The organism is Achromobacter sp. EB05 (assembly GCF_044232075.1).
Lineage (GTDB): Bacteria > Pseudomonadota > Gammaproteobacteria > Burkholderiales > Burkholderiaceae_B > Achromobacter > Achromobacter dolens.
Map to the genome: position 1 here is coordinate 6,079,494 of NZ_CP155917.1, position 25,591 is coordinate 6,105,084.

Here is a 25,591-nt window from a genome sequence, read left to right on the forward strand (position 1 = left end):
ATGAGAGTCGCGCTTTTGGGTGCGACGCGAAGCATACATACCGTACGATGGGCCAATGGCCTGAGCGCACGCGGCCACGAGGTGCACCTGCTGTCGCTTGACGCCCCTTCCTCGGACATCGCGCCGGCAGTCCATCAGCACAAATTACCCTGCGGTGCCCCCTGGGGATACTTCCTGGCTGTTTTCAAGCTGCGACAACTGCTCTGCCGGATCAAGCCCGACCTGCTCAACACCCACTATGCGACCGGCTACGGCCTGCTGGCTCGACTGTCGGGCTTCCTGCCTAACCTGCTGTCGGCCTGGGGCAGCGATATCTACGACTTCCCGAACAAGAGCCGCTGGCACCATGCCGTACTGGGCAAGACCCTGGACCGCGCAACGGCGCTCGGTGCGACCAGCCACGCCATGGCGATTAAAATGCGTGAGCTGTCCAGCACCCCCATTTTTGTCACGCCCTTCGGCATCGACGAGCACCAATTCACACCCAAGCTTGTAAGAAATCCGTCAGACCATATTGTCATCGGCACGGTGAAGACACTGGAGGCGATTTATGGGATCGACACCTTGATCCAGGCGTTCGCAAAGCTCAAGGGCAGGCTTGCCATGGCGCACCCCGATCTGGCTGATCGGCTGATGCTGAGGATCTATGGCGGTGGTAGCCAGTTCCACATGCTTGCAAAGATGGCTGAAAGCCTCGGGCTCACGGACTGCGTCGAACTCAAGGGGCAGATTCCGCATGCCGACGTACCGTCCGCGCTGGACCAACTGGACATTTATGTCGCGTTGAGCCGCCGCGATAGTTTCGGGGTAGCAATTCTGGAAGCCTGCTCGAGCGGACTGCCTGTCGTCGTGTCCGACGCGGATGGCCCCGCCGAGGTCGTGCTCGATGGCGTGACGGGTTTCGTCGTGCCGATCGAAGATGCCGAAGCCGCCGCCTACAAACTCGAAACCCTCGTACTGGATGCGCCATTGCGGGCACGGATGGGGGCGGCCGGCCGCGAGCGCGTGCGCGGCCGCTACAGTTGGGATCATAGCCTCGACCTGATGCAGCAGGCCTACCGGGAAACCTTGCGCATCCATCACGGCTCCACGGCGCACGGCGCGTCATGACGCTGCTCATCGTCCTCGTCATCCTGAGCTTCTCGACCATCCACCTGCTCGAGTACCTCAGCTATTACGCCCGCATCGCCGGCCGGCTTGCGGGCAAGCCGGTCACGGGGTACGCCGTTCAGAACGCCACGACCACGATCACGCGATTCTTCTATCTGGCGCTGATGCCCCTGCTGGGATTCCTGATAGACAAGCAGATCCCGGTTGTCACCTACCAGATGATGGGACTGGGCGCGCTGGCCGGCGCCACGGCACTCTCGCTGCTCGCATTCTTCATCCGTTTCCACTGGATCACCTTGCTGGCGAACTTCATCCAGCGGCGCAGCCGAAAACCTAAGCTGCGCAGCATAGACGTACGCAAGCAACTGGAAACACCCTCCAGGTTCCCTCGCAAGCGCATCATCGTACTGGCGGCGGCAGTATTCCTCTGTTATGCGGTTGGCGTGCTCGTGTCGTATTACTTTGCGCTGGTGTTCCACGACTACCGCAGCACCATTTCGCAACTCTCCGGCATCGTGAACGGATTCGCCACCGTGCTGCTCACGTTCGTGCTCGAGCCGCGCATCGCCACGATCGTGGACGACCATCCCACCCACGACGTCTACCATGCGGTGCAGGCCATGCTGACGGGCCGCCTGTTGGCAGTCGGCATCCTGGCGCCAACGCTGTTCTGGAGCTTGGGCAATGCGCTTGGTTGACCGCCCTAGAGCCTCGCGGCTGGCCGATGGGCTGGCGCTCGCCGCGTTTGCGCTGTGCCTGGCCGGGTCATCTATCTATGTGCCGTATCCCCTGCGACCGTTCCATTGGGGATTGGCATTCTTCTTCGTAGCGCTGGCCGTTGATCCAGCCTGGCGCAGTGCGGCGTGGAATACCCGCCTGAAGGTACCGTTGCTCATCCTTGTTGTTCTGCTCGCGCTTCAACCTCTTTGGATCATAGCGAGCGATCGCTACACGCGATATACAGTCTACCTCCTGATTGGCGCCGCCTCCGCCATACTGGGTGACACGATCGCACGCCGCCATAAGCCCTTCCTGTTCCTGTTCCCCGGCCTAGTGGCCTACTGGTTCATCACCGCCTACTTTCCTGCATTCGACGCCTGGACCGAAGCACAGCGGTTCCGGCCCCGCTATCTGCTGACCGGCGGGGTGTGGAACAACATCAACGACATGGCCACTACGCTGGTGTTAGCCAACCTCATCTGGTTGCTTTGCCGCCGGCGCCTTTCGCTACCGTTGTTCGGCGCGTGCTGGTTCTACGCACTATTGCTCAATCGAAGGGCGGACATGGCTGCCTGCCTGGTACTGGGCATCACGCACCTTGTGTGGCTCGTAGACGGCAACCGGATGCGGGAGCGCCTGAAATTCCTGGCTACCTGCGCGCTGGCGACACTGCTCGCAGTCCCCTTGCAGAGCGAACCCCTGCATCTGGTCTCCCTGCCAACCATCCAAGCCACTGCGCCCCCTGTCGCCTCGCCCCCTGTCGTCTCGCCCCCCGTCGGTCTCCCGCCAACCCTAGGGGTTCCCGCGCCCCTGGCCGCGCAACGCGACGTGCCCGGAACGCCGCCGGCGTCTGGTCCCGGCAATGGCCTGGGCATGGGCGCAGGCCCCGCACTAGCCGCCCCGCTTGACACCCGCGCCAATACCGTGCCGATGCCGCCGCCCGAGCCGCCGCCGGCGCCGACCGCAAACGTACGCATCAAAGCACAGGATGGAGATGAATCTTCCGCCTTCCGCGCCAGGCTCACCATGGATATGCTGGCGGAATGGCGGGCAATGCCGTGGTGGCAATGGTTCACAGGGCTGGGCGCGGGACAATTGAACCTGACCTGGCCTGGCAACAAGGCCCCATGGGCGTCGCCCCATTTCTTCTGGCTCGAAATGTTCTTTCATGTCGGGCTGGGCTGGTTCCTGCTGCTGGGCTGGCTGATGTGGCGGCTGGACTGGCGAGGCCGGATCAGCCTGCTGGTCGCCGGCATTGCCGGTCTCGCCCCCAGTTCCATGGTCTATTTCCAGCCCTTCTGGATATTCCTCGGTGTACTGGCTGGAACCATTCCGCGCGGAGACTCTGCGCGTAATCGATCGCCCCAACTTCAGTCCTGACTGTGAGATTTAGCAGAATGATCTGCGGTCAGCGCGAACAACTGTAAAATTTCGCGCACAGATAACAAGGCACATACGGTATTGACGCCCCCATGATTCTTCCTCTAGCCATCCGGCGTCTTTTTGTGGATTTACCCCGGCCAGCCAAGCAGGCCCTTGCGGTTCTGCTCGACGCGATCATCCTGCTGATTTCGTTCTATCTGGCGCTGTGGCTGCGTTTCGAGTTATTTTTCCTGAACAATTCTTATTTCGCCCTTTCCTTGCTTGCCTGTGCCGGCGGCGTGCTCGCAATGGCTGGATTCGGGGTCTACAACTACATCCTGCGCTACATGAATGAGCGGGTGATTCTGGGCATTACCGGGGGAATCGCCGTCTCGGTCATGGTCGTCACAGCCGCCAATACCTTTCTGCATCTGGTGGGTTTGTCGCGGGCCGTTCTTGTTATCTATGGCTCACTCGCCATCGCGGGCCTGGTCGCCACGCGCTGGGTCGCCCGCCGCGCGCTGTTCACAGATACCAAGGATGTCGGCGATCTTCGTATTCCCGTCGTCATTTACGGCGCAGGCGGTGCCGGCTCCCAACTCGCCACGGCCCTGCGAGCCGGCCCTCACTATCACCCTGTCGCCATGCTGGATGATGACCGTCGCAAGCACGGTCTGATGGTCGCGGGACTTCGGATACACCCCCCCGAGCATCTGCCCTCCCTGGTGGAGCGGCATGGGGTGCGGCAACTCCTGATCGCGATGCCGACCGCTGGCCGCGCTCGCCTGCGCGAAATCGTTGATTCCGCTGAGCAGTACCGTTTGCGCATCCGGCTGGTTCCCAGCCTGCGCGAGCTTGTGGATTCCAACGGCTTGCGTTTGCGTGATGTTCAGGTCGAAGACCTGCTTGGCCGCGATCCCGTGGCTCCCATACCGGATCTGCTAGGTCGCTGCGTCACTGGTCGCAGTGTCATGGTGACCGGCGCGGGAGGCTCCATCGGATCGGAACTTTGCCGCCAGATCGTCGCACTGAATCCGACACGGCTCGTCCTGTACGAAATGTCGGAACCCGCACTTTATGCGATCGAGCAGGAACTGGTGCAACTGATAGGACACCGCCCTATCGAACTGGTGGCCGTGCTCGGTTCGGTTCGCGATTACGATCACAGCCTGCATCGCATTAGACAATATCAAATCCAGACGATCTACCATGCCGCCGCATACAAGCACGTGCCGATGGTCGAGCAAAATGTCTCGGAGGGCGTCGCCACCAATGCGCTGGGAACGCTATCGCTGGCCAAGGCGGCAATCACCGCGAATGTCAGCGATTTCGTGCTAATTTCGACGGACAAGGCCGTCCGGCCCACCAATGTCATGGGCGCATCCAAACGGTTGGCCGAGCTGATCCTGCAGTCGCTGTCCCAACGCCAGAACGTAACCCGGTTTTCCATGGTGCGATTCGGTAATGTTCTCGGCAGTTCCGGTAGCGTCGTGCCGCTATTCCATCGGCAGATCCTGGCTGGTGGGCCGGTCACACTGACACACGCTGACATTACCCGGTATTTCATGACTATTCCTGAAGCCGCACAGCTCGTGCTCCAGGCCGGAGCCATGGGAGAATCGGGGTCGGTCTTTGTGCTGGACATGGGCGAACCGGTCCGCATCCGCGATCTGGCGGAACGCATGGTAAGACTTTGCGGCTTAACCGTACGTGACGCGTCGGACCCGGACGGCGATATTGAACTGCGTGTGGTGGGCCTGCGTCCGGGTGAAAAACTCTATGAAGAACTCCTTATCGGCGGCGACGTCAAACCCACTCTGCATCCTCGCATCATGCAGGCGCGAGAGAACGATCTGCCCTATGAACAATTGAAAGCCGGACTGGATCACATGGAGCAATCGCTGGCCTCCTGGAATCGTGACGAAATCGTGGCAACCCTGAAGACATTGGTCGCCGAATTCAGCCCACAAGCGGAAGACGTGGCGTCCCGCTGTATTGCAAACGCCTCGCAATAATGGTTCGGGTAGCGCATCTCACCACGGCGCATCCGCGCTTCGACGTCAGAATTTTCCACAAGGAATGCTGCAGCCTCGTAGACGCGGGCTACCAAGTTGATTTATATGTCGCTGACGGACAGGGCAATGCGCAGTGCAAAGGCGTATCCATCATTGATGTTGGCCGTCCGAACGGACGCATCCATCGCATGCTGGGCAAAACCTGGATCGTCTGGAACGCCGTGCGCAAGACGGATGCGAGCATCATCCACATCCATGACCCCGAACTGCTCCCCATTGCGCTCGCATTCCGTTACATGGGCCGCAAGGTCATTTACGACGCCCATGAAGATGTACCTCGCCAACTCCTGAGCAAACCTTGGATCAATCCGTTGGTTCGGTACGCCATCGCGTGGCCATTCGAGCGCCTGGAGAATTTCATTGCCCGGCGCTGTGCGGTCGTGGTTGGCGCCACGCCGTATATTGCCAAACGCTACACATCCCAAGGCATACATAGTATCGCCGTTAACAATTATCCTATTCCGGGAGAACTCGGCGAAACGTCGGAAAAATCCGATCTCGCCGTATCTTCTCCTGACGCTACTCGCAACGTTTGCTACATAGGTGGTATCACGCGTATGCGCGGCGCAGTTGAGATGCTTAAAGCGCTAGAAAAAACCGATGCGCGGATGATTCTGGCCGGGCCAATGGAAAGCGAGGCGCTGCATGCCGAGCTGGCTACCATGCCGGCGTGGAAAAACGTGGACTATCGCGGGGTCCTGGACCGGAGCGCCGTCCGCGACGTGCTCCACGAATCGCAGTTGGGCCTTGTCCTGCTGCATCCCATCCCCAATTATCTCGACGCCTTACCGGTCAAGATGTTCGAATATATGGCTGCGGGCTTGCCCGTATTGGCCTCGGACTTCCCGCTATGGCGAGGCATACTCGATTCCTCCGGAGCGGGCATCTGTGTCGATCCCCTCGACACGGACAGTGTCGCGCAGGCCATCGAGATGATGCTGAATCTGCCGGACGACCAAAAGCGGCTGATGCGTCGCGCAAGCCGCGCCGCCATTCGGGACACTTACAACTGGAAAAACGAAGAGGCCAAATTAGTCGCCGCGTACGCGGCAATCGCCCAACAGTAGCTCTTCCGCAACCCGAATCCCAAGAGCGCCCGCAGGGGATTCAAGTATCATTACGCTCTGCCTAAATCGGGGTTGCCACATGCTAGGCGCGCGCGGCAAAGGCGCCCCGCGATCCATCAGACAAATCACCGCCGCACCGCGTACGGCGCCAGCCAGACTGATTGTCCAATATGACCACCAAAATTCTCACCGTCCTCGGCGCTCGACCGCAGTTCATCAAGGCCAGCGTCGTATCCGCCGCAATCGCCGCGGATGCGCGTCTGCAGGAAATCGTGGTTCATACGGGCCAACATTTCGACAGCAATATGTCGGATGTATTCTTCGACGAGCTTGGCATGGACAAGCCGAAGCATCAGTTGGACATCCACGGTGGCGGCCACGGCGAGATGACAGGGCGTATGCTCGGAGCGGTCGAACAGGTACTACTGGCCGAGCGTCCCGACATCGTCATGGTCTATGGCGACACCAATTCCACGCTGGCGGGCGCCCTGGCGGCGGCCAAGCTGCATATTCCGGTCGCACACATCGAAGCGGGCTTGCGCTCGTTCAACATGCGCATGCCCGAGGAAATCAACCGCGTCCTGACCGATCGCGTATCCCGCTGGTTGTTCACGCCCACGCGCAGCGCAAGCGACAACCTCATCAAAGAAGGCGTAGCCGAGGGGGCGATCACGCAGGTTGGCGACGTGATGTTCGACGTGGCCCTACGGCATGGCGCCCGCGTCACCGAGCAAGGCGGCGCCCTCGAACGCCTCGGCCTGACGCCGCACGAATATGTCCTAATCACTGTGCATCGTGCAGAAAATACGGACGACCCCCAACGCCTTCGCGCCATCATGCAGGGCCTGGAACAAGTCGCGGCGACGAAAACCGTCGTCTGGCCAATCCATCCCCGCACACGCGCCACGTTGGCTCGCCTGGACTTACTGGAAAACCTGCGCAACCGTTTCGTCATCACGGATCCCGTGGGCTACCTGGACATGGTGCAACTGGAGAAATACGCTGCGCTGATCGCCACGGATTCCGGCGGTGTACAAAAAGAAGCCTTCTTCCACCGCGTACCTTGCGTCACTCTGCGCGACGAGACCGAATGGGTCGAGCTCGTGGACGCCGGCTGGAATCTGCTGACGCCGCCTCAATCCGCCGACGCCATCGCTGCGGCCTGCCAGCACGCGCTGACCATTCGGCCCGCCGAGATTCAACCCTACGGCGCCGGTGACGCCGCCAGCATTATTGCCACCCATCTCGCGGGCTAGGCACCATGTGCGGCATTCTCGGCGGCTGGTGGCGAACGCCATTGCCCGATCTGCCTTCGCGGATCGAGCGGGGCATCCTTGCTCTCAAGCACCGTGGGCCGAATGACCATGGCGTGGAATCCGCGCATGCGCCTTGGGGGGAAACCGCATTGGGCCAGACGCGGCTTTCCATCATCGACCTCAGCGCGGGCGGACATCAGCCCATGCGCTCGTCCGATGGCCGCTATATATTGGTCTACAACGGCGAGATCTACAACTACAAGGAACTGCGCCAGGAGTTGCGCCAGGCGGGCCATCACTTCCAATCGGACAGCGATACCGAAGTCCTGCTGACCTCCTGGATACACTGGGGCCCGTCCTGCCTGACCCGCTTCAAAGGCATGTTCGCATTCGCGATCGTGGACACGAAGGATGGGTCGCTCAGCCTCGTCCGTGATGCATTTGGCATCAAGCCGCTTTTCTATCGCTATACGAATGGCCAACTGGTCTTCGGATCGGAGCTTCCCGCCATTCTGGCGTTGACGCCCGAGGAACCGCGGCTTGATTGGCAGTCCGCCTATGACTATCTCGTGCACGGCCGCTACGACCATGGCGCGCGCACCTTCGTCGACGGCATCAGGCATGTTCCGGCCGGCAGCATCCTGACCTTGTCTCCCCAGACTGGGGCGCTGTCGGCACCCGCCGTCTGGTGGATCCCGTCCATCCACACCCGCGAGAAGATCAGCGTAGCCGACGCCGCCGTCCATCTACGCGAACGCTTCCTGCAGAACGTACGGCTGCACCTGCGCAGCGATGTTCCATTGGGAGCGGCGCTGTCGGGCGGTGTGGATTCCTCCGCCATCGTCTGCGCCATGCGGCACATCGAGCCGGACCTGCCCATCCACACCTTCAGTTTCATTGCCAGGGGATCGCAGAAATCTGAAGAGAAATGGGTAGATCTGGTCAACGCCCAGGTGGGCGCCCACGGCCACAAGGTCGTAGTCGAACCGAACGAACTGGCGGCGGATCTGGACGATATGATCCGCGCCCAGGGCGAGCCCTTCGGCAGCACCAGCATCTACGCACAATACCGCGTCTTCAAACTCGCCAAGGAAAACGGCATCACCGTGGCGCTGGAGGGCCAGGGTGCGGATGAACTCCTGGCAGGCTACCACGGTTATCCCGCACACCGTATCGTGAGCCTGTTGCAGGAGGGCCGGCTGACCGAAGCCTGGGCATTCCTTGGCCGTCAGCGGCAATGGCCCGGCCGGCCGTCCAGCCGGGCCATCCTGCAGGAAACCGTCGCGCTCATGCTGCCCGATGCGCTCTATCATCGCGCGCGCAATGCCAGCGGCCGCAAATCGGCCCCTGCCTGGCTGGACGTCGATCAGTGCATCGAAGCCGGTGTCGTCACCCAGTTTCCCCGTGACGGTTGGCCGTCACCAGCGCGCGGACGCCGCCTCATGGGTGAACTGGCACAGTCCCTGACGCGGCGCGGACTAGGCTGGCTGCTACGCCACGGCGATCGGAACTCGATGCGGTTTTCGATCGAAAGCCGAGTGCCTTTCCTGACCACCGACATGGCGGATTTTCTGCTGGGACTGCCAGAAAATCATCTTATTTCCTCCGGTGGAGAGACCAAGCACATTTTCCGCGCGGCCATGCGGGGTATTGTCCCGGACGCCATTCTGGATCGCAAGGACAAGATCGGCTTCGAGACCCCCGAGCTCGAATGGCTGCGGGCGCTCGCTCCCCAGATCCGCGGCTGGCTCTCCGAGAATACAGGCGCGACCTTTCTGGACAGGACACAGTTGGTCGCTGAATTCGATGCGGTCATTGCCGGCCGCAAACCCTTCGGCTGGCAGACGTGGCGCTGGATCAACTTCCAGCGCTGGATGCACGTCATGAATGTTCGGGCGTGAGCGCCGTATTTGATGAACAAGACCGTCGCCCTGTTGGTGCTCAACCCCTTCACCAACGATAGCCGCGTGCTCAAGGAAGCACAATCGCTCAAGCGTGCCGGCTACGAGCCATTTGTGGTTGCCCTGCATGAATCCGGTCTGCCGGAGCGTGAAACCGTGCATGGCATCGACGTCCGACGCGTGCGCCTGTTGAGCCGCGGCTGGCCTAAAGTGCTGCCGGTGCAGCTCTTCAAGTATGTCGAATGGCTGTGGCGGGCCTTTCTGCTGGCCCGCAAGGCGGCCATCGTCCACTGCAATGACCTACCCACGTTGCCAGCCGGCGCCGTCGCTCGCATGCTCGGCCGCAAGCGCACACGTGTCGTTTACGATGCGCACGAATTCGAGATCAATGACGTCGCCAATGAACCGCGCTGGAAGATACGCGTCAAGAGCATGATGGAGCGCTTCTGGATCCGGCATGCCGACGCCACCATGACGGTCAGCGAATCCATTGCCGAAGAATACGTTCGCATGTACGGGATTGCAAAACCCGCGCTGGTACTGAACTGTCCGCCCCTCGCGCCCCCGCCCAAAGCAGATATTTTCCGTTCGACCCTAGGCATTGCCAAAGATGCCATTATTTTCCTCTATCAGGGGGGACTGGCTCCAGGACGCGGTATCGAACCTATCATCGACGCATTCAAGAGGATGCCTGACGACAAGCGAGTCGTGGTATTCATGGGTTACGGCCCCCTGGCGGGCTCTATCGCCCAGGCTGCGGCGGCGTCCGCAAACATTTATTATCACCCTGCGGTATCGCCGGATGACCTGCCCTCCTATACCGCCTCGGCAGATGTCGGACTGTGCCTGATCGAAAATCTGTGCCTCTCGTACTTCTATTGCCTGCCCAATAAGCTGTTCGAATACATAATGGCCAGTCTGCCTGTAGTAGTTTCCGATCTACCTGAACTGCGACGAATGGTCACCGATCATGCCATAGGCTGGATAGTCCCCGACGGCCAAGAAACCGCCATCACCAATGCGATCCAGCATATTGATCGGCAGGCTCTAGCGTCCTGCGAACAAGCGATGCGCCGTTGCCGCGAACAATATCACTGGGGCGCGCAAGAAAAAAAACTATTGCAAGTATATGAAAAATTAAATGCCAAATTATTCTGAACTCTCTAGTCCGTTGAGCTCCTACCACGCGTTGCAATAACTGTACGAAAATTTGCCAACACCGCCCGCATCTCCGCGAATATGCGAGCGGCGCTTATTAAGCGGCCAATCTATCAGTTGGGGACGCGTCAATAAATTGCTGGTGCCACAACTCTAAAGATAGGAACGCCCACATATTTCGGTTATAGGCGCCTTGCTTGGAAGTTTGATCTATCAGGTTCACTCCCGGAGCAAGGTAGTCTCGGCTACGCGCTTTGGCAGATCCGAGCATATCGCACACGAATTCAGTAGTGCGTCCACCCGCCTTCATCCAGTGATTCAACGGCACTGGAAAGCCCATCTTATCCTTACGTTCCCTCACAGCACTGGGAAGGCGCTGTGAAAAGGCCACGCGCAATAAGCGCTTAAGCTCGCCACTTGCAAACTTGATATTTGCCGGGATCGTTGCAGCGAATTCCACTAGCGGATGATCCAGGAAAGGAACCCGCGACTCCACTCCATGCGCCATACTCATTCGATCTTCGACTCTGAGCAGGGCCGGCAATAACGTTTTGAAATCGAAGTGAGTCATACGGTCGAAATAAGCTTCCGCACCGACATTGTCGCCCCAAAAAATTTCTTTGAAGGCGCGCATTACCGGTTCCGCTGCAATTGCTTCAGGGGCCACCACTCCATTCAATGTGTTCGCGCGATTGATTAATCTGAAATAGCGCTCATCACGAGGGCTGAATAGACCGCCGGACCAAAATTCCTGAAGCATTGGCTTGTACTCTTTAAGTGTAACCAAATTAGGAATGATAGACTCATAAGTAACCACATACTTTCCGTTATTAAGTGTCCCGTCAATCGCCCCTTTGATACACTGTTCAAAGTACGCTACCAGGTAGCGTGCATAGCCCCCAAAAATCTCATCCCCACCCTGTCCCCCCAAAACCACCTTTACCTTAGATGCAGCCAAACGCGATACCATGTATTGTGGAAAAGACCCTGGTCCGGCGACAGGTCCATCCAGGTGATAAATAACATCCTGGATATTATCCACAAAATCATCTTGCGTCATATCTTGAAAATAGCAGTTCATGCTATTTTCATCAGCCACAATCTGTGCATACCTAGACTCGTCAAAGGCCTGATTTTCGGAGAAGCGTCCGTTGAATATTTTGAATGGCCCTGTAGGGCGCGCCTCGCGTCCGAGGATCGCTAACAGGCTAGAATCAATTCCACCGCTCACATAAGCCCCGACTTCCACGTCGGCGCGCATATGTAAATCGATAGATTCTGCCATCAATTCTCTCAGCCGCTCAACAAAATATGCTTCAGTGTGATAGGCATCAAGCTCGTAATGCACCTCCCAATAGCGTTCAATCTGCAGGCTACCGTCTTGCGGCATCCAACCACAATGAGCAGCAGGGACCTCATGCACGCCTTCAAGCAGCGTCGCGCCACTTAGGGTAAATTGAAATGAGAAATATTCTGACAGCGCCGACGCACATACTGTTCGAGTAGCCATAAACGGTGCGAGGGCTTTCATTTCCGAAGCAAAATACACTCGCTCACCTTGCTTCGTCCAATACAGCGGCTTTATACCGAAACGATCTCGCGCAAAAAAAGCCGCGTTGCATTTCGGATCCCATATCACGAAAGCAAACATGCCACGCAATTTCTTAACGCAGTCCGCCCCCCAGCGCAAATAAGCACGCAACACCACTTCAGTATCCGAAGTCGTGCGGAAGTCTCCGCCCAACTCTTTCCTGAGTTCGATGTAGTTATATATTTCACCGTTGTAGGTGATTACCATACCGGAATCGGGGTCTGTCATCGGCTGCGCCGCCTCAGTAGACAGATCGATAATGGACAACCGGACATGCGCCAGCCCAACTCGCCGATCCCGAGAGATCCAGGCGCCCTCACCGTCAGGGCCACGATGCCGCTGCATCGCGATTCCACGATTCAGTATGCTCTCGGCATCGCCTACCGGCGCGTGCGAAATGAATCCGAATACTCCGCACATATCATGCCCCCGTTTTCTTCAAGGCCGCGACATCCTTCGCCATTAAGGTTCGCACGCCTCGACGTTTCAACTCGACCAGAAGATCCCGATAAAAGCTCTTGAGGCCGTAACCGCTGTAAATTGCCTGGGAGAAGTGACTTGCAGGTACAGAAGTGAGGTCCGTGACGCCGCGAGTCAAATCGCGACGCAATTTATCATTGGGCGCATTCAAATATATGAGCATGGGATGGACATTCAGGATTTTTAAACCTGGCTGATCCAACTTGACATGCTCGAGCTCCAGCGGTTTGTTTAGGTCAACGTGGATACCATCCTCCCAGACGTATGCCATACGAACCAGGCCATTGTAGTCGTAATAGCATTGCGCAAATGGCTGCCCCCAAAGAAATGTACTGATATCGTAAGAAAGACCGGCCGTTTTCGCAAGGTCACTTATATTTTGCCCAAAAAAATTCCGGTGGCAGCGCAAACCGACCGAATCAGGAAAAATTTCTTTCAGCTCAAGTATTTTTCGAGAGAAACGGAATTCTGGATGAGGACGGGTATTATCCGGATGCAGACCGATTTCGACAAACTCGCTCGATGCCTTAAGAAGCGGACTGTCGTGCGTGGCAAACGCCGTGATGTTGAAGCCCGCCTCTGCGACCAACTCAAGCACCGCCGCAGTTGCATAATCTGGAGCCCAATCAATGTCCGTGGTTAGAATTACCGTCTCCAGTCCATTCAGATTGTAGTACGGCGAAAAGGGATCATTTTTAAAATATTCGTTCAAATTTTCCATTATTTCACCGTGGCAATATCCCGTCGCTCATTGAGCACACGGTTATACATGGCCGAGAAAGCCTGAGCCTCTGCATCCCACAGGTATTTGTGGGCGTTTTTTATCAATGCGGGGCGGAATCGTTCTACTCCCCCAAGCTGGGGGTCAAGTGCAATATCGATCGCACGCGCATAATCCTCTGCAACATGGAACGGCACTAACACCCCGAACCCCTCTTTGCCCACCACTCGCTCCACGTTTGTCAATTCGCTCGAACCAATCATTGCAGTACCGGCGGCAATGAATTCGTACATTTTATTGGGCGACGAAATTGTCGTATTGAGATCTTCCGCTTGGTAGGGCATCACACCGATATCGACCGATGCTGCCCAATAGACGATTTCATTCCAAGGAATCGGAGGGAGAAAATGGACTCGATCGCCTATCCCCAGTTCTTTTGCCATTTCCTCAAACTCGGGAATTTCCATACCCCACGTGAGAAAAACGATATGCACCGGGTTCTTTGCTTTGGCAATGCCCTCGAGCAAAAAGTGAATTTTTCGCCCTCGGTTTATACCGCCCATAAACAGCATGACCTTGGCATCATCCGGCAATGCTATTTTATCTCGTACCTTAGAATACCGCCGAGTGATATCAAATCCTTCCGGCTGTTCGGTCGCATTGGTTAGCGGAGTGAAACGGTGGTAGTCATGATCCTTCGCCATGACTGCTGCCTGGTCCGAATTGATGACCACCACCTCATCGCAATACCCTATCAGGCGGTGCTCTGTATTAAACAGTCGGTCTTTTCTTTCGCCTTCAACCCCAGGTTGATAACTGTAGAGCTCGTGAGCATCATATATAAGAGGTATCTTCCTGGTCTGCGCCACAACCACTCCCACTCTGAGTGCTGGCAGATCATGCACATGAACCACGTCGATAACATCAATCGCTAACGCAAATTGAATGACGAAGTGCTCCCACATATCCAATGGCTCAGCGGAAAAGTACTCCTTCAATGTCGAATTCAGTGGGGTAATGAGAGCTGTCTGATCAGGAAGTTCTCGGACAGGAGCCACTACCTGTGAGGCAGTCGAGAGTTTCCCCGCTAATAATGCGAGCAGGGCAACTGCGGGGCGTCTGACCAGCGCTGGCAACTTGGAGCGCGCTACAACGCCCATGGAGAAATTCGGTGCCGATAGCGCTGCCAACCCCCCACCGACAGCTCGACCAAAATATCGGCGTAGAACGGGAAATACCCTTCTGAATCTCGCCTCGCTGGATGCAGCTTTTTCGCGGGCAAGGCGATCACGAGTCGTAGCTTCTGTTTCCGTCACCCCTTGAGGCAACGGTGGCTTCCATGTCTCAATATCGTCGAAGACACGGACATCGGGGATCCCCGCGGTCAGATCTACGTCTAGTTCGGGAAACCGCAGTATGGGCAAGCCATCAATATTTCGTTCGTTGGAGCCGTGCGTATTATATGTCGCCAATAAAGCAACTTTCTGTCCCGTCTTACGCAAAAGCTTGGCTTCGAGCACAATACGTCGATCGACCATAAAATTTCGGTCGATCATCATGATTTTCTTTTCTTTGGAATTCATCTCACATACTCATGCGGGCCGAAGTTTAGTCGACTCGGCTTGGGCCAAGCTATCTTCCAGCACCAAAATTGCTGCCTCTACCTCCTGATGCAGCGCTTTGATGCGCGCCTGCGCCTCTTCCGGATAAGCCGCAGCGAAGTGATTCATCCAAGGATGCTGTTTGCCGGAGGGACGGTGTTTTAGCTTCTTAATGCTGCCGATTACCTTCCCTTCTCCACCAACGACGAGCGCTCCTGCCGGTATGGCGCCACGAGCTCTTGCCATTGCGGCGACAAACGCGCCTGCCCCCACGTTCGCCCCTGGCAAGACCACTGCGCTGGTACATACCACCGACCCAGCACCAAGCGTGACGCCTTCCTTGAGGCCCGAGGGAGGGATCGGATCGTTTGTCAACACGACATATGGAAAAATCCAGACCAAATCGCCGATGTCCGCGCCGCGACCAATATGTACGTTACTGTGGAATCGAACCCAATCACCGATTTTTGCTTCACCCTCTAAGTCATTAAAGCTGCCGACCTGCAGATTGCAACCAGCCACTAGGCCTTCGCGGATCAAGGTGGAGTGCCCCACCCGTAAATCGGGTCCGAACTCACTACCTTCGTACAGAATCGAATGGGAACGAATAATCGCCCCTTCGCCGAGGGTCAGTGCTTTACCTTTGTAATCTCCTCCGGCCGGGTGCCCCAAAATGCAAAAATCACCAATTACCGCGTTATCACCGATCACAACATTATCGTAAACACGGACATTTGCGCCAAACGCGACATTTTTGCCAATTTTCGCCTTCTCGGAAATCATCACAATAGCGGTCCTTTATCTTAAAGTTTATCAATGGCCTCTACGATTCGCACTGCCGCCATACCACCTCCAAAGAACTCTCTTACAGCGTCGACCGGCGGTCGCGTCGCGTTGTGAAAAGCCGCTTCTATCGAAGCTTTATCGGTTTTACCGATGGTGGCCCATTCGCGTTCCAGCAAATCATGCCAAGTATCTTGCCGGAAGAGCATCACGCAGCGACATCCGCTCCATACAGCTTCACGTGGCAAACCACCCGAGTCGGTAATAACCATATCCGCCTGCTCGAGCAATCCCAGCATCTCGAAATAAGTGATCGGGTCGATGCACTGTATGTTACCCAGCGTGCCGCCGCCGTCCTGATAGGCGCGCAAAACGGCTCGCGTACGCGGATGGACAGGGAGAACCACGGGTTTGTCCAGCGCGGCCATGCAAGAGATGATGTCGGCAAAACGGTCGGCGTTCTCCGGATCGGTGTTCTCTGGACGATGAAGAGTCGACACATGGTACTGCCCAGGTCGCAGACCCAGCTTATCCCGGATCCGCTTGCTACGCTGAGGCCAATTGCGGACGTAACAATCAAGCAGGACATCGCCTACCAACCGCGACCGCCCCCCCAGACCCTCGCGCTCCAGATTCTCCAGAGCTCGGGGAATAGGGGCGCAATTCAGTGCCGCAATATGGTCGGTCACTATGCGATTGATCTCTTCCGGGCGTCGACGATCAAAATCCCGCAAGCCTGCCTCAACGTGTACCACGGGCACGTGTACCTTCGACGCGGCTAAAGCGGCAGCCATCGTGGAGTTGGTATCGCCATCCACTAGCACAACGTCTGGTCGTTCCGTCAATATCGCACGCTCGATGCCTTCCATCATGCGGCCAGTCATCGCTGCATGCGATAGACCAGCTACTGCCAGATTTATGTCGGGCTCGGGAATACCTAATTCACGGAAAAATACCGTACTCATACCTTCATCGTAATGTTGGCCGGTATGTAAGAGTACATGCTGATGACCACGGGTAAGCAACGCCTGCCTCAAAACGGGAACCTGCATGAACTGAGGCCGGGCACCAACGACTCTAAGTATTTTCATAATTCTTACGCCACCTGAAGACGTTGATATTCAATCAAAGCATCTGCCGTATCGCCAAAGAAAACCATTTTCCCGTGTGACATCAGAATACATTTATCACAAAACCGCTTAACCAAATCCGGGGAATGGGATGCAAACATGAAAATATGCGAATCGAATATCTGCTTTTCTAGCCTCGCTTCTGCCCGAGATTGAAAAGCGGCATCCCCCGCGCCAAATACCTCATCGATCAGTAGAACTTCAGGATCAGAAAACAAAGCCATTGCGAAGTACAAACGCATGGACATACCAGCAGAATAAGTTCTTACCGGCAAATCGATAAAATCGCCCAATTCCGTAAATTCGGTTACCTGAGGCACCAAGTCGCGAATATGTTCCTGCGACATTCCCATCATCGCGCCGATCCGGTAGATATTTTCCATTCCGGACAGATCGGGGTCAGCACCCACGCCAAGCTCAAAGATGGTGGACACTCGGCCCTCGATACTCGATGTTCCTCGCGTCGGATGATAAATCCCCGAAATAAGGCGCATAAGAGTGCTTTTACCTGACCCATTGTGCCCAATAAGGCCTATTCTTGCCCCATCGGTAATCGAAAGGCTAATGTCCGTCAGCGCAGAAACAACTCGATGACCACTGGTATTCGCACCAATCAAACCGCCGGTTCCCAGCCGCAAAATTTGATGCCTCAGTGACGTGGCTCGGGCTGAGAATATAGGAAACTCCAACGATACGTTCTGAAGAGAAATAGACGCCATTTCATATCCACAGAGATATTTTCTTACGGCAGCGGGAAAAGATAACCAATGCCACCACCCATACAAGCGAGGTCAACCCGATAACGACCGAATAATTCACGACGGTCGGCATGTGCCCAAGCAAAGGCTCGCGCACCACGGCGATAAAGTGTGTAAACGGGTTTAGCTCGGCAATGAACGCACGAGGCCCGAGGGTCGATTGGAACCATAGCACCGGCGTCAGGAAAAAGATCAAAGGCATGACTGCCTCAACAATCGGGGTGAAATCCCGGAAGCGTGCCCCGATAATCCCCAGGAGTAGAGCAGTAGCAACTGCAAACAGAAACAGCAGCGCGAGCCCGGGCAACACTAGAAACGTAGCAAGATCCACCGGCGTCTTGAATATAAGCGCAACACCGACATACACCAAACTATTATGAGCTAGCGTAATAACCAGCTTCACCGCCAAGCGCAATGGGTGAATAAACATAGGCAACGGAGCTGCGCGGATAACCGGCGCCTGTTGCACAAAACAGACCGCCCCCTCAACCATAGTCGAAACGAGGAAGTTCCATATCAAGATACCGGCAGTCAGATAAGGAAAGAATACCGAAAGATCTACTTTCCAAATCAACGACCAAAACACACCGAGGCCGGTAATGGTTATAGCCATTCCGAGCGTTATCCAAAGCGGACCAAGGATACTTCGACGGTACTTGGAGGCAGTATCCGAAAATCCAAGGCGTATCCACACCTCGGTTCTCGATAAACTACTCGCTATATCATTATACAAACCATTCATTAATCTGTGCCCTGATTACTAATAAAGAGGCGTGACGACCCGATAGAGAGCCCCACGTGTGCTTCCATTCGGCGTTCTTCGGATTGGAGCAAGCAGCGCCTATAATTAACGCCACTTGCCCTTACCTGCTAATGGCCTTGCCTGCGAATGGAAATGCGGCGGTCGGCGAGCGGGGCATAGTGTACCCCGCTAGCACATCAACATCTACAGGCAACATCAAGGAATTGCGGCGATATCCGGCTGTGATTGCCCCCCTACGGCGTCCAAGTCCAGCCTGCCATCCGCCGCGTTGCCCCTTTCCCGGCAGACAGACGCGAACACAGCACAACCACGCAAATGCGACGCTTTCTCATGCACGGTACTTAGGCATGAGAAAATGTGGACTACAAAAATCGGGGGCACGAAAATAATCATTTCCATTATCTCCAAATATTTCCCCTTAGCCGGCATTGCCATTTTTGACGCTTTTTTCTTGAAAAGGTCGCGGGGGTTATTAGATTAAGCTGTTTTTCACGAACGGAAGAAATCCAGGGAAAAATCACCAACCTTACGATGGAGGCAGCGCTGCCTGCGTTGACACCTTGGCGTTTACTTGATTTGAGTCCACAATGAATCCATAACGACGCCTGACAAGGAGACAACCATGCGCATAGCCGATGCCCAGTGGATTCCTTCAACCCAGCACCAGACTTGGGATGCATTGACCGATCCGGCGGTGCTGCAACGTTGCATCCCCGGTTGCGTCAACGTCACGCAGCGTAGCCCCACCGAGTACGCCGTCACGCTGCGAGCCAAGATCGCCGGGCTGGACACTGACTACGAGGGCGAGATCCTGCTTTCGGACGTCGATCCCCCCAACAGTTGCACCCTGGTGTTCGAAGGCAAGGGCCGCGCCGCCTGCCTCGCTATCGGCACCGCCCAGGTCAATCTGTCGACCAAGGACCAGGGCACTCGGATCGCGTACACGGTGGCCGGGATGACTGGCGGCAAGCTCGCCGAATGCGGCGAAGGGCTGGTGCTGAAGGCTGGCGAAAAAATCATCGAGAAGTTCTTTACCGCCTTCATTGATCACATGGCAGCCCAGCCGCGGCTGGCGCCGCCCCCGCCGCCGCCCGAGCCCGAACCGCGCGGCCTGTCCAACTCACGCTGGTCCTGGGCGCTGGTCGTGCTGGTGATCGCCGTGTTCTGGAGCTACCACGCGTTTTATAAGTAAAGACCCCGGGGCGCCGGTGATATCCTAGGCGGCATGACCGCCCCGCTCCCCCCAACGCCCGCTTCGGAGCCCGCCCACTCCCGCCGCGACCTGCTGATGGGCATGGCCGGGGTGGCCGCCACCGTCGTGCTGGCGGCCTTCGACTCAACCATCATCAGCACCACCCTGCCACGCGTGGCCGAGGCCCTGAACGGCATGGCCCTGTATGCCTGGGTCGGCACGGGCTACCTGCTTGCCACCGCCGCATCCATCATGATCTTCGGCCGCCTGGGCGACATGTTCGGCCGCAAGCCGCTGATGCTGGTTTCCGTGCTGATCATCGCGCTGGGTTCGATCGCCTGCGGCTTGTCCCAGACCATGGGGCAACTGATCCTCTTTCGTACATTACAAGGCATCGGCGGCGGCATGATGATCGCCACTGCCTTCGCGGCCCCGGCCGACCTGTTCCCGGATGCCAAACAACGGGTGAAGTGGATGGCGCTGGTCTCGGCCGCTTTTGCCATGGCGAGCGGCATCGGCCCGGTGCTCGGCGGCGCCGCTACCCAGGCGCTTGGCTGGCGCGCCGCATTTTTCATTTCGCCCATCGCGGCCGCGGTAGCCCTGTTCCTGCTGGCCAAGTATTTCCCGCGCATTAAGCCGGTGCACACGGGGGAACGGCGCATCGACTGGATTGGTGCCATCCTGTTGGTGCTGGCTGTGGGCGCGCCGCTCGCGGCGCTGGAGCTGGGCTTCGCCCGGGGCGAGCATGCGCATCCGATCATGGGCTTGGCGCTGGCAGTAATCGGCGTCGGCGCCATCGCCCTGCTGATCCCGATCGAGCGACGCGTCGCCTCGCCGATTTTTCCCCTGCGCGTGCTGGCCGGTCGCGAACCGCAGCTGCTGAACCTGGCCGCCATGACCGTCGGCGCCGTGATGTTCGTGCTGATCTTCTACAGCCCCCTGCTGTTGCAGCAGGTGCTGGGCTATACCCCGAGCGAGGCTGGCCTGCTGCTGACCCCGCTGGTGGCCGCGATCTCGGTGGGCAGCATCATCAATGGCCGCCTGTTTCCCCGGCAGACGGAACCGCAGCGCCTGATGGTGTTCGGCGCCGGCCTGCTGGCGGTGGGCACGCTGATGGTGCTGCTGATTTCGCCGGGGACGTCGGCCTGGTGGATCCTGGCCGCGTTCTTCGTCAACGGCTGCGCGCTGGGCTTCCTGCTGCCCAACCTCACGCTGTTCATGCAGATGCTGAGCGAACGCCGCGACGTGGGCGTGGCCTCCGCCCTGGTGCAGACCACCCGCGCCATCGGCAGCGCGCTGGGCACCGCGGTGGTGGGCATCCTGATTTCGCACGGCACGATACTAAACGGAGTGCGCACGGGGCTGGCGCTGTGTATCGTCCTGTGCCTGACCTGTGCGGTGCTCGCGCATCGGGTCAAGATGAAAAACCTGGTCACCACCCGGGCTCAATCCTGATTCACTGCCGATCATGCGTCGTCGCGACCTGCTGGACCTTCTGCTCCTCGCTGCCGTCTGGGGCGGCTCCTTTCTGTTCATGCGCCTGGCCGTGGGCGAATTCGGACCGGTCGCGCTGATCGAATTGCGCGTCGGCCTGGCGGCCCTGTTCCTGCTGCCGGCCGCGCTGTGGCGCGGCAAGCTGCCGATCATCGCCAGGCACTGGAAAGCCATTCTGGTGGTGGGCATCTTCAATGCCGCGCTGCCGTTCCTGCTCTACGCCTATGCCGCCCAATCGCTCGGCGCGGGGTTCCTGTCCGTGGCCAATGCGGTCACCCCGGTATGGGGCGCGGTGGTCGGCTGGCTGTGGCTGAAGGATCGACTGCCATGGTCGCGCTCGCTGGGCCTGGCGATCGGTCTGCTTGGCATCGTGGTGCTGGTGTGGGACAAGCTCGACTTCCAAGCCGGCGGCACCGGCCCCGCCGTGGTGGCGGCGGTATCGGCGCCGATCTTCTACGGCATCGCGGCCAACTGGACCAAGCGTTTCCTGACCGGGGTGGACGCGCTGTCCAACGCCACCGGCAGCATGCTCGCCGCCAGCCTGGTGCTGCTGCCGCTGGCATTGGCCACCTGGCCGCAGGCGCCGGTTTCAGCCGGGGCGTGGGGCGCCACCATCCTGCTGGCCGTTGTCTGCACCGGCGCGGCATACATCATCTTCTTCCGGCTGATCGCCAATGTGGGGCCGACCGGCGCGGTCAGCGTCACCTTCCTGGTGCCGGTCTTCGGCGTGGTCTGGGGCGCCTGGTTTCTGGACGAGGCGATCACCGCGTCCATCCTGATTGGCGCCGGCATCATCCTGGTGGGGACGGCGCTGGCGCTGGGCCTGGTTGGCGGCAAGCGCCGCGCACGGCCGGCTGACAGACCAAATCGTCCGCGGTCAATCCGCCAGCCGTAGCTGCCGCTGCGCCTGGCAAGCGGCAGCGGCGTTCGCTGGCGCTCTCAAAGGCTTAAGCAGCCACTGGCGGCTTGCGCTGCCGCGCGCACCGAAACCCGCCGGCACAGTGATCTCGCTCGTAGCAGCATAATCCGATGTCTGGACAGCGCCGAAATGTCCCACCATTGATTCTGGCATCGAATAAGGAGTGCCAGGCTCGATCAATAACCAGGCTCGCGCCAGTACATCGCAAGATACGGCATTCAACGCTCGTTGAACAAATGCGTTGCTGCCAGGATACCCCCCAATCAACCAGGGAAGTCCAACCGCATTGGCGCCCAGGATATACAGCGAACCTGGCGAACGTCCGGACAGGTCAATCATCGGCTGCCCCGAGGTAAATCCCGCAAGCCTCGCGGCACCCTGCAGCTCCTTGATGTAGGTCGCGGCCTGTTCCGACATCAGCAAGCGCGATCCTGCGGCACCGACAGTAATGCTGTGCGAGTAGGACCACAGGGGTGGCGACTGACGGTAAGGAGTGGCCATAGCGTTGTGAAGCAACATCGCGGTCACTATTTGAGCCGCGACGCCCGCAGGCATCACGTATATCCAGGTTGGCCGGCAGGTCCTGGACCACATCCCCAAACCTGCTGCCGCGAGCACCCAAAAATAAGCCGCGCCCGGCATGGTGCTCCAATAATTGTTATTGGTGCCAAATACATAGGCTACCGGCACAAGCAGGCAGAGCAGCACATTGACAACTACACCGCTGCGCGCAGGAACCCGCTCCGATGCCAAGCGCGCCCTCATCCAAAGGCATGCCGAGATAGTGCCTGGCACGGTGGCCAACAACAACATGCCTCCCAAGTCACCAAATGACGGCACTTCCACGATGCGCAAGGCGATCAGCACGACCACGACCGTACTGACAACAATCAGCAGAGCCCCAGCCGCGCGCACAACGAAGCTTCCGCCGGCCAGTAGTGCGGCCGTGAATGCGATCAAGAGAGCCAGGACAGCAAAGGCATTTTCGAGCAACGGCGAGGGTGCCCACGGGTCCAACCGGAACATCTGCGCCAAACCGTGCCCGGCACCCATGAGGGCAGTTGCATCCAGGCCAAGCCGGATGCGTTGCAAGAACCCCAACACCGATCCATCGATGCTGAACGCAGTAGCGAGCGCGACTCCGACAAGAAAAGCGAGACCCACCAGAATACCGCGCATACGCAACTTTCCAGCAAGCAGGAGGTATGGCACCGAGAGGACCCCCAACGCAAACGCAGTGGTTGGCTTCGCCAGGAATGCCAGCCAACCACCAAACGCAAGGATCAACCAACCCACCACGCCCGATGCGGGTTTTCGCGGTATCAGGCACAGCCCGATGACGGCAAGCAGACACGACTGAAAGGCGAGCGTGTTGTAGTTGGGCGTGGGCAGCCATACCTGAAATATAGCTAGGCTACTACTGGCGAATACACCGCCCAGCGCCCATGCTTGCCCAAGCGTCGGGGGTTCCTCATACGCCTCCCGCAGATAGATGCTGCCAGCCACCCACGCCAAACCGAAAGTCAGGACAATGTTCGCAATACGCAACTCGGCAATGTCCCCACCAAGCAACACATCCAGCGGATGATAGGCAAATCCGAATTGCGACACAGACGCAACGTACTCATAAGGGGCGCCGGTCCATATTAGATAAAAGCTCTCGTCGGTGATATCCAAGCCGAAACCTGCATAGCAGACGGCAAAGGCCAACAGAATTAGCGAGCCGCATACACCGGCGCCAATGGAAATTCGCGAGATAAGAGGCATTTGGTCCGAATTGGGCACGAGCCAGCAAGAGGGGGCCTACGCGAAGGTTTCCGCCTGATCCATCGACAAACCCGCGCGATCTTTATCCGACAGGATGGGCACGGAGTCCAGCGGCCAAGCTATGTTCAGCGTGGAGTCGTCCCAACGCATGCAACGCTCGCACGAAGGCGCATAGTACTCCGTGGATTTGTACAGCGAGCACGCGGATTCCGAGAGCACCAGAAACCCGTGCGCAAAACCTTCAGGCACCCATAATTGCCGATGATTATCCGCAGAGAGAGTCGCGCCGACCCATTTGCCAAACGTGGATGAGCTGCGCCTCAGATCCACTGCCACATCGAACACCACGCCGTCGATAACACTGACCAGCTTGCCCTGGGGTTTCAACAGTTGATAGTGAAGACCTCTGAGCACATTACACCGAGATCTTGACACGTTGTCCTGCACAAATCGAAGCGGCCGACCAATGGCGTCCTCGTACCGCTGTTGCTGATAGCTTTCCATGAACTCGCCCCTGGCATCGACGAACACATCCGGCTCGATCAGCAGTACATCGGGAATGGACAGCGGCGTAATCTTCATGGCTGTGGACTCAATCGCAATACATCATCAGGTGGGGCAACGAGCAGGCTAACGCCCGTACTGCTTTTTCATCCAAGACTTGTGATAGGACCCGTCAACAATCTCCGACACCCATGCCGAGTTGGCGATATACCAATTCACAGTCTTGCGCAGCCCTGTTTCAAAGGTCTCTACAGGGCGCCAGCCTAATTCACGAGCAAGCTTGCCTGCGTCGATCGCATAGCGACGGTCATGCCCCGGGCGGTCCGGAACAAACGTCATTTGAGCCTGGTAGGACGCGCCATTTTTCTTTGGGCACAACTCATCCAGAAGGATGCAGGTCTGACGTACGACATCAATGTTGGTCTGTTCGTTGCAACCACCGATGTTGTACGTTTCGCCGACCCTCCCGTGCTCCAAGACCTGACGCAGCCCGCTGCAGTGATCTCCCACGTAAAGCCAATCACGGATCTGTTGCCCGTCGCCATACAGAGGTAACGGACGCCCAGCCAACGCGTTGTGAATGATCAACGGAATGAGCTTCTCGGGAAATTGGAAAGGGCCATAGTTATTTGAGCAATTGGTAGTCAATACCGGCAGCCCGTAAGTGTGATGATAGGCCCGAACCAGATGATCGCTGGCTGCTTTGCTTGCCGCATAAGGACTGTTCGGCTGGTACTGGTTAAGCTCGGAGAAAGCCGCATCGCCAGCATCCAGCGAGCCATACACTTCATCCGTCGACACATGCAGGAACCGGAACTCCTCACGGGACGTGCCGGTGAGGCTGTTCCAGTAGCTAAGGACAGCCTGCAAGAGATGGAACGTGCCTACGATATTCGTCTGGATGAACTCGCCCGGGCCGTGAATTGAACGATCCACGTGAGACTCCGCTGCCAAATGAAGCACCGCGCGTGGGTTGAAGCGAGCCAGTAAGTCCGCAGCCAGATTGCTGTCGCCGATGTCACCCACTATCAATTCATGGCGGTCATCGTTTTCAAGCTTGGCCAGATTGCGCGGATTGCCAGCATAGGTGAGCTTATCCAGCGTCACGACCGCCTCGTCATGATGCTCAAGCCAATCCAGAACGAAGTTCGACCCAATGAACCCCGCCCCTCCAGTTACGAGAATGGTCATGCCAAATTTGCCTATTGAACGCCACCCGGGGAGAGCGGCAAGGTAGCC

General features: G+C 57.8%; 21 protein-coding genes. 11 read left to right on the forward strand and 10 right to left on the reverse strand.

The features are described from left to right. The 8 genes from AAID08_RS27760 to AAID08_RS27795 all read left to right on the forward strand — a co-directional run bounded on the left by AAID08_RS27760 (window position 1) and on the right by AAID08_RS27795 (window position 10,649). Window positions 1-1,110 carry a glycosyltransferase family 4 protein gene (locus tag AAID08_RS27760; protein ID WP_395757167.1) on the forward strand — a complete coding sequence of 370 codons (1,110 nt, stop codon included), beginning with the start codon at window positions 1-3 and terminating at the stop codon, window positions 1,108-1,110. Further along, window positions 1,107-1,808, forward strand: a complete 702-nt coding sequence (locus AAID08_RS27765; RefSeq protein WP_175189313.1) for a lipid II flippase family protein — start codon at window positions 1,107-1,109, stop codon at window positions 1,806-1,808. The genes AAID08_RS27760 and AAID08_RS27765 overlap by 4 nt, the downstream gene beginning before the upstream one ends. Further along, window positions 1,795-3,210: a hypothetical protein gene (locus AAID08_RS27770; protein ID WP_395757168.1), complete on the forward strand. Its 1,416-nt coding sequence runs from the start codon at window positions 1,795-1,797 to the stop codon at window positions 3,208-3,210. The genes AAID08_RS27765 and AAID08_RS27770 overlap by 14 nt, the downstream gene beginning before the upstream one ends. Before the next feature lie 92 nt (window positions 3,211-3,302). Further along, the gene (locus tag AAID08_RS27775) at window positions 3,303-5,207 is read left to right on the forward strand and encodes a nucleoside-diphosphate sugar epimerase/dehydratase (RefSeq protein ID WP_175189315.1); all 1,905 of its coding nucleotides are present in this window, start codon (window positions 3,303-3,305) and stop codon (window positions 5,205-5,207) included. After that, window positions 5,207-6,334 carry a glycosyltransferase gene (locus AAID08_RS27780; protein ID WP_254603900.1) on the forward strand — a complete coding sequence of 376 codons (1,128 nt, stop codon included), beginning with the start codon at window positions 5,207-5,209 and terminating at the stop codon, window positions 6,332-6,334. The genes AAID08_RS27775 and AAID08_RS27780 overlap by 1 nt, the downstream gene beginning before the upstream one ends. A 170-nt stretch (window positions 6,335-6,504) precedes the next feature. After that, on the forward strand, window positions 6,505-7,590 hold the full coding sequence (gene wecB / locus AAID08_RS27785) for a non-hydrolyzing UDP-N-acetylglucosamine 2-epimerase (RefSeq protein ID WP_395757169.1): 1,086 nt from the start codon (window positions 6,505-6,507) through the stop codon (window positions 7,588-7,590). 5 nt (window positions 7,591-7,595) lie between these two features. Beyond that, window positions 7,596-9,491, forward strand: coding sequence for an asparagine synthase (glutamine-hydrolyzing) (gene asnB, locus AAID08_RS27790; protein WP_395757170.1), 1,896 nt, complete (start codon window positions 7,596-7,598; stop codon window positions 9,489-9,491). Window positions 9,492-9,503: 12 nt separating this feature from the next. Continuing rightward, the gene (locus tag AAID08_RS27795) at window positions 9,504-10,649 is read left to right on the forward strand and encodes a glycosyltransferase family 4 protein (RefSeq protein ID WP_395757171.1); all 1,146 of its coding nucleotides are present in this window, start codon (window positions 9,504-9,506) and stop codon (window positions 10,647-10,649) included. A 97-nt stretch (window positions 10,650-10,746) separates the two neighbouring features. Here AAID08_RS27795 and asnB (AAID08_RS27800) read toward each other — a convergent pair whose 3' ends face one another. Genes asnB (AAID08_RS27800) through AAID08_RS27830 form a run of 7 tightly spaced genes read right to left on the reverse strand, consistent with a single transcriptional unit; the run spans window position 10,747 to window position 18,326 of the window. Beyond that, window positions 10,747-12,660, reverse strand: a complete 1,914-nt coding sequence (asnB, locus tag AAID08_RS27800; protein ID WP_395757172.1) for an asparagine synthase (glutamine-hydrolyzing) — start codon at window positions 12,658-12,660, stop codon at window positions 10,747-10,749. A gap of 1 nt (window position 12,661) precedes the next feature. Continuing rightward, on the reverse strand, window positions 12,662-13,441 hold the full coding sequence (locus AAID08_RS27805; protein WP_175189320.1) for a hypothetical protein: 780 nt from the start codon (window positions 13,439-13,441) through the stop codon (window positions 12,662-12,664). After that, the gene (locus tag AAID08_RS27810; RefSeq protein WP_175189321.1) at window positions 13,441-15,024 is read right to left on the reverse strand and encodes a glycosyltransferase family 4 protein; all 1,584 of its coding nucleotides are present in this window, start codon (window positions 15,022-15,024) and stop codon (window positions 13,441-13,443) included. Before AAID08_RS27810 ends, AAID08_RS27805 begins: the two co-directional genes overlap by 1 nt. A gap of 9 nt (window positions 15,025-15,033) precedes the next feature. Next, window positions 15,034-15,825, reverse strand: coding sequence for a hypothetical protein (locus AAID08_RS27815; protein ID WP_175189322.1), 792 nt, complete (start codon window positions 15,823-15,825; stop codon window positions 15,034-15,036). 20 nt (window positions 15,826-15,845) lie between these two features. Beyond that, window positions 15,846-16,916 (reverse strand): non-hydrolyzing UDP-N-acetylglucosamine 2-epimerase, encoded by a 1,071-nt coding sequence (gene wecB, locus AAID08_RS27820; RefSeq protein ID WP_302477800.1) that lies wholly within the window; start codon window positions 16,914-16,916, stop codon window positions 15,846-15,848. A gap of 5 nt (window positions 16,917-16,921) precedes the next feature. Next, window positions 16,922-17,674 carry an ABC transporter ATP-binding protein gene (locus AAID08_RS27825; RefSeq protein ID WP_175189324.1) on the reverse strand — a complete coding sequence of 251 codons (753 nt, stop codon included), beginning with the start codon at window positions 17,672-17,674 and terminating at the stop codon, window positions 16,922-16,924. A gap of 1 nt (window position 17,675) precedes the next feature. Next, window positions 17,676-18,326, reverse strand: a complete 651-nt coding sequence (locus AAID08_RS27830) for an ABC transporter permease (protein ID WP_254603901.1) — start codon at window positions 18,324-18,326, stop codon at window positions 17,676-17,678. A 772-nt stretch (window positions 18,327-19,098) separates the two neighbouring features. On the opposite strand from AAID08_RS27830, the gene AAID08_RS27835 reads away from it, so the two are divergent. From AAID08_RS27835 to AAID08_RS27845, 3 genes are all read left to right on the forward strand, one after another. After that, the gene (locus AAID08_RS27835) at window positions 19,099-19,668 is read left to right on the forward strand and encodes a carbon monoxide dehydrogenase subunit G (protein ID WP_054500281.1); all 570 of its coding nucleotides are present in this window, start codon (window positions 19,099-19,101) and stop codon (window positions 19,666-19,668) included. 96 nt (window positions 19,669-19,764) lie between these two features. Continuing rightward, window positions 19,765-21,123 carry an MFS transporter gene (locus tag AAID08_RS27840; RefSeq protein WP_054500280.1) on the forward strand — a complete coding sequence of 453 codons (1,359 nt, stop codon included), beginning with the start codon at window positions 19,765-19,767 and terminating at the stop codon, window positions 21,121-21,123. A 13-nt stretch (window positions 21,124-21,136) separates the two neighbouring features. Further along, window positions 21,137-22,057 (forward strand): DMT family transporter, encoded by a 921-nt coding sequence (locus tag AAID08_RS27845; protein WP_395757173.1) that lies wholly within the window; start codon window positions 21,137-21,139, stop codon window positions 22,055-22,057. Here the strand turns inward: AAID08_RS27845 and AAID08_RS27850 are convergent. From AAID08_RS27850 to rfbB, 3 genes are all read right to left on the reverse strand, one after another. Beyond that, window positions 22,040-23,758 (reverse strand): hypothetical protein, encoded by a 1,719-nt coding sequence (locus AAID08_RS27850; RefSeq protein WP_395757174.1) that lies wholly within the window; start codon window positions 23,756-23,758, stop codon window positions 22,040-22,042. The two genes, AAID08_RS27845 and AAID08_RS27850, sit on opposite strands and share 18 nt — an antisense overlap. Before the next feature lie 126 nt (window positions 23,759-23,884). Beyond that, window positions 23,885-24,430, reverse strand: a complete 546-nt coding sequence (gene rfbC, locus AAID08_RS27855) for a dTDP-4-dehydrorhamnose 3,5-epimerase (RefSeq protein WP_395757175.1) — start codon at window positions 24,428-24,430, stop codon at window positions 23,885-23,887. 48 nt (window positions 24,431-24,478) lie between these two features. Next, the gene (gene rfbB, locus AAID08_RS27860) at window positions 24,479-25,543 is read right to left on the reverse strand and encodes a dTDP-glucose 4,6-dehydratase (RefSeq protein WP_395757176.1); all 1,065 of its coding nucleotides are present in this window, start codon (window positions 25,541-25,543) and stop codon (window positions 24,479-24,481) included. Between the last annotated feature and the right edge of the window lie 48 nt (window positions 25,544-25,591).

Excerpts from the sequence above, each read along its gene's own strand:
- AAID08_RS27760 (WP_395757167.1), top strand. The coding sequence starts at position 1 with ATGAGAGTCGCGCTTTTGGGTGCGACGCGAAGCATACATACCGTACGA.
- AAID08_RS27765 (WP_175189313.1), top strand. The coding sequence starts at position 1,107 with ATGACGCTGCTCATCGTCCTCGTCATCCTGAGCTTCTCGACCATCCAC.
- AAID08_RS27770 (WP_395757168.1), top strand. The coding sequence starts at position 1,795 with ATGCGCTTGGTTGACCGCCCTAGAGCCTCGCGGCTGGCCGATGGGCTG.
- AAID08_RS27775 (WP_175189315.1), top strand. The coding sequence starts at position 3,303 with ATGATTCTTCCTCTAGCCATCCGGCGTCTTTTTGTGGATTTACCCCGG.
- AAID08_RS27780 (WP_254603900.1), top strand. The coding sequence starts at position 5,207 with ATGGTTCGGGTAGCGCATCTCACCACGGCGCATCCGCGCTTCGACGTC.
- wecB (WP_395757169.1), top strand. The coding sequence starts at position 6,505 with ATGACCACCAAAATTCTCACCGTCCTCGGCGCTCGACCGCAGTTCATC.
- asnB (WP_395757170.1), top strand. The coding sequence starts at position 7,596 with ATGTGCGGCATTCTCGGCGGCTGGTGGCGAACGCCATTGCCCGATCTG.
- AAID08_RS27795 (WP_395757171.1), top strand. The coding sequence starts at position 9,504 with ATGAACAAGACCGTCGCCCTGTTGGTGCTCAACCCCTTCACCAACGAT.
- asnB (WP_395757172.1), bottom strand. The coding sequence starts at position 12,660 with ATGTGCGGAGTATTCGGATTCATTTCGCACGCGCCGGTAGGCGATGCC.
- AAID08_RS27805 (WP_175189320.1), bottom strand. The coding sequence starts at position 13,441 with ATGGAAAATTTGAACGAATATTTTAAAAATGATCCCTTTTCGCCGTAC.
- AAID08_RS27810 (WP_175189321.1), bottom strand. The coding sequence starts at position 15,024 with ATGAATTCCAAAGAAAAGAAAATCATGATGATCGACCGAAATTTTATG.
- AAID08_RS27815 (WP_175189322.1), bottom strand. The coding sequence starts at position 15,825 with ATGATTTCCGAGAAGGCGAAAATTGGCAAAAATGTCGCGTTTGGCGCA.
- wecB (WP_302477800.1), bottom strand. The coding sequence starts at position 16,916 with ATGAAAATACTTAGAGTCGTTGGTGCCCGGCCTCAGTTCATGCAGGTT.
- AAID08_RS27825 (WP_175189324.1), bottom strand. The coding sequence starts at position 17,674 with ATGGCGTCTATTTCTCTTCAGAACGTATCGTTGGAGTTTCCTATATTC.
- AAID08_RS27830 (WP_254603901.1), bottom strand. The coding sequence starts at position 18,326 with ATGGCTATAACCATTACCGGCCTCGGTGTGTTTTGGTCGTTGATTTGG.
- AAID08_RS27835 (WP_054500281.1), top strand. The coding sequence starts at position 19,099 with ATGCGCATAGCCGATGCCCAGTGGATTCCTTCAACCCAGCACCAGACT.
- AAID08_RS27840 (WP_054500280.1), top strand. The coding sequence starts at position 19,765 with ATGGGCATGGCCGGGGTGGCCGCCACCGTCGTGCTGGCGGCCTTCGAC.
- AAID08_RS27845 (WP_395757173.1), top strand. The coding sequence starts at position 21,137 with ATGCGTCGTCGCGACCTGCTGGACCTTCTGCTCCTCGCTGCCGTCTGG.
- rfbC (WP_395757175.1), bottom strand. The coding sequence starts at position 24,430 with ATGAAGATTACGCCGCTGTCCATTCCCGATGTACTGCTGATCGAGCCG.
- rfbB (WP_395757176.1), bottom strand. The coding sequence starts at position 25,543 with ATGACCATTCTCGTAACTGGAGGGGCGGGGTTCATTGGGTCGAACTTC.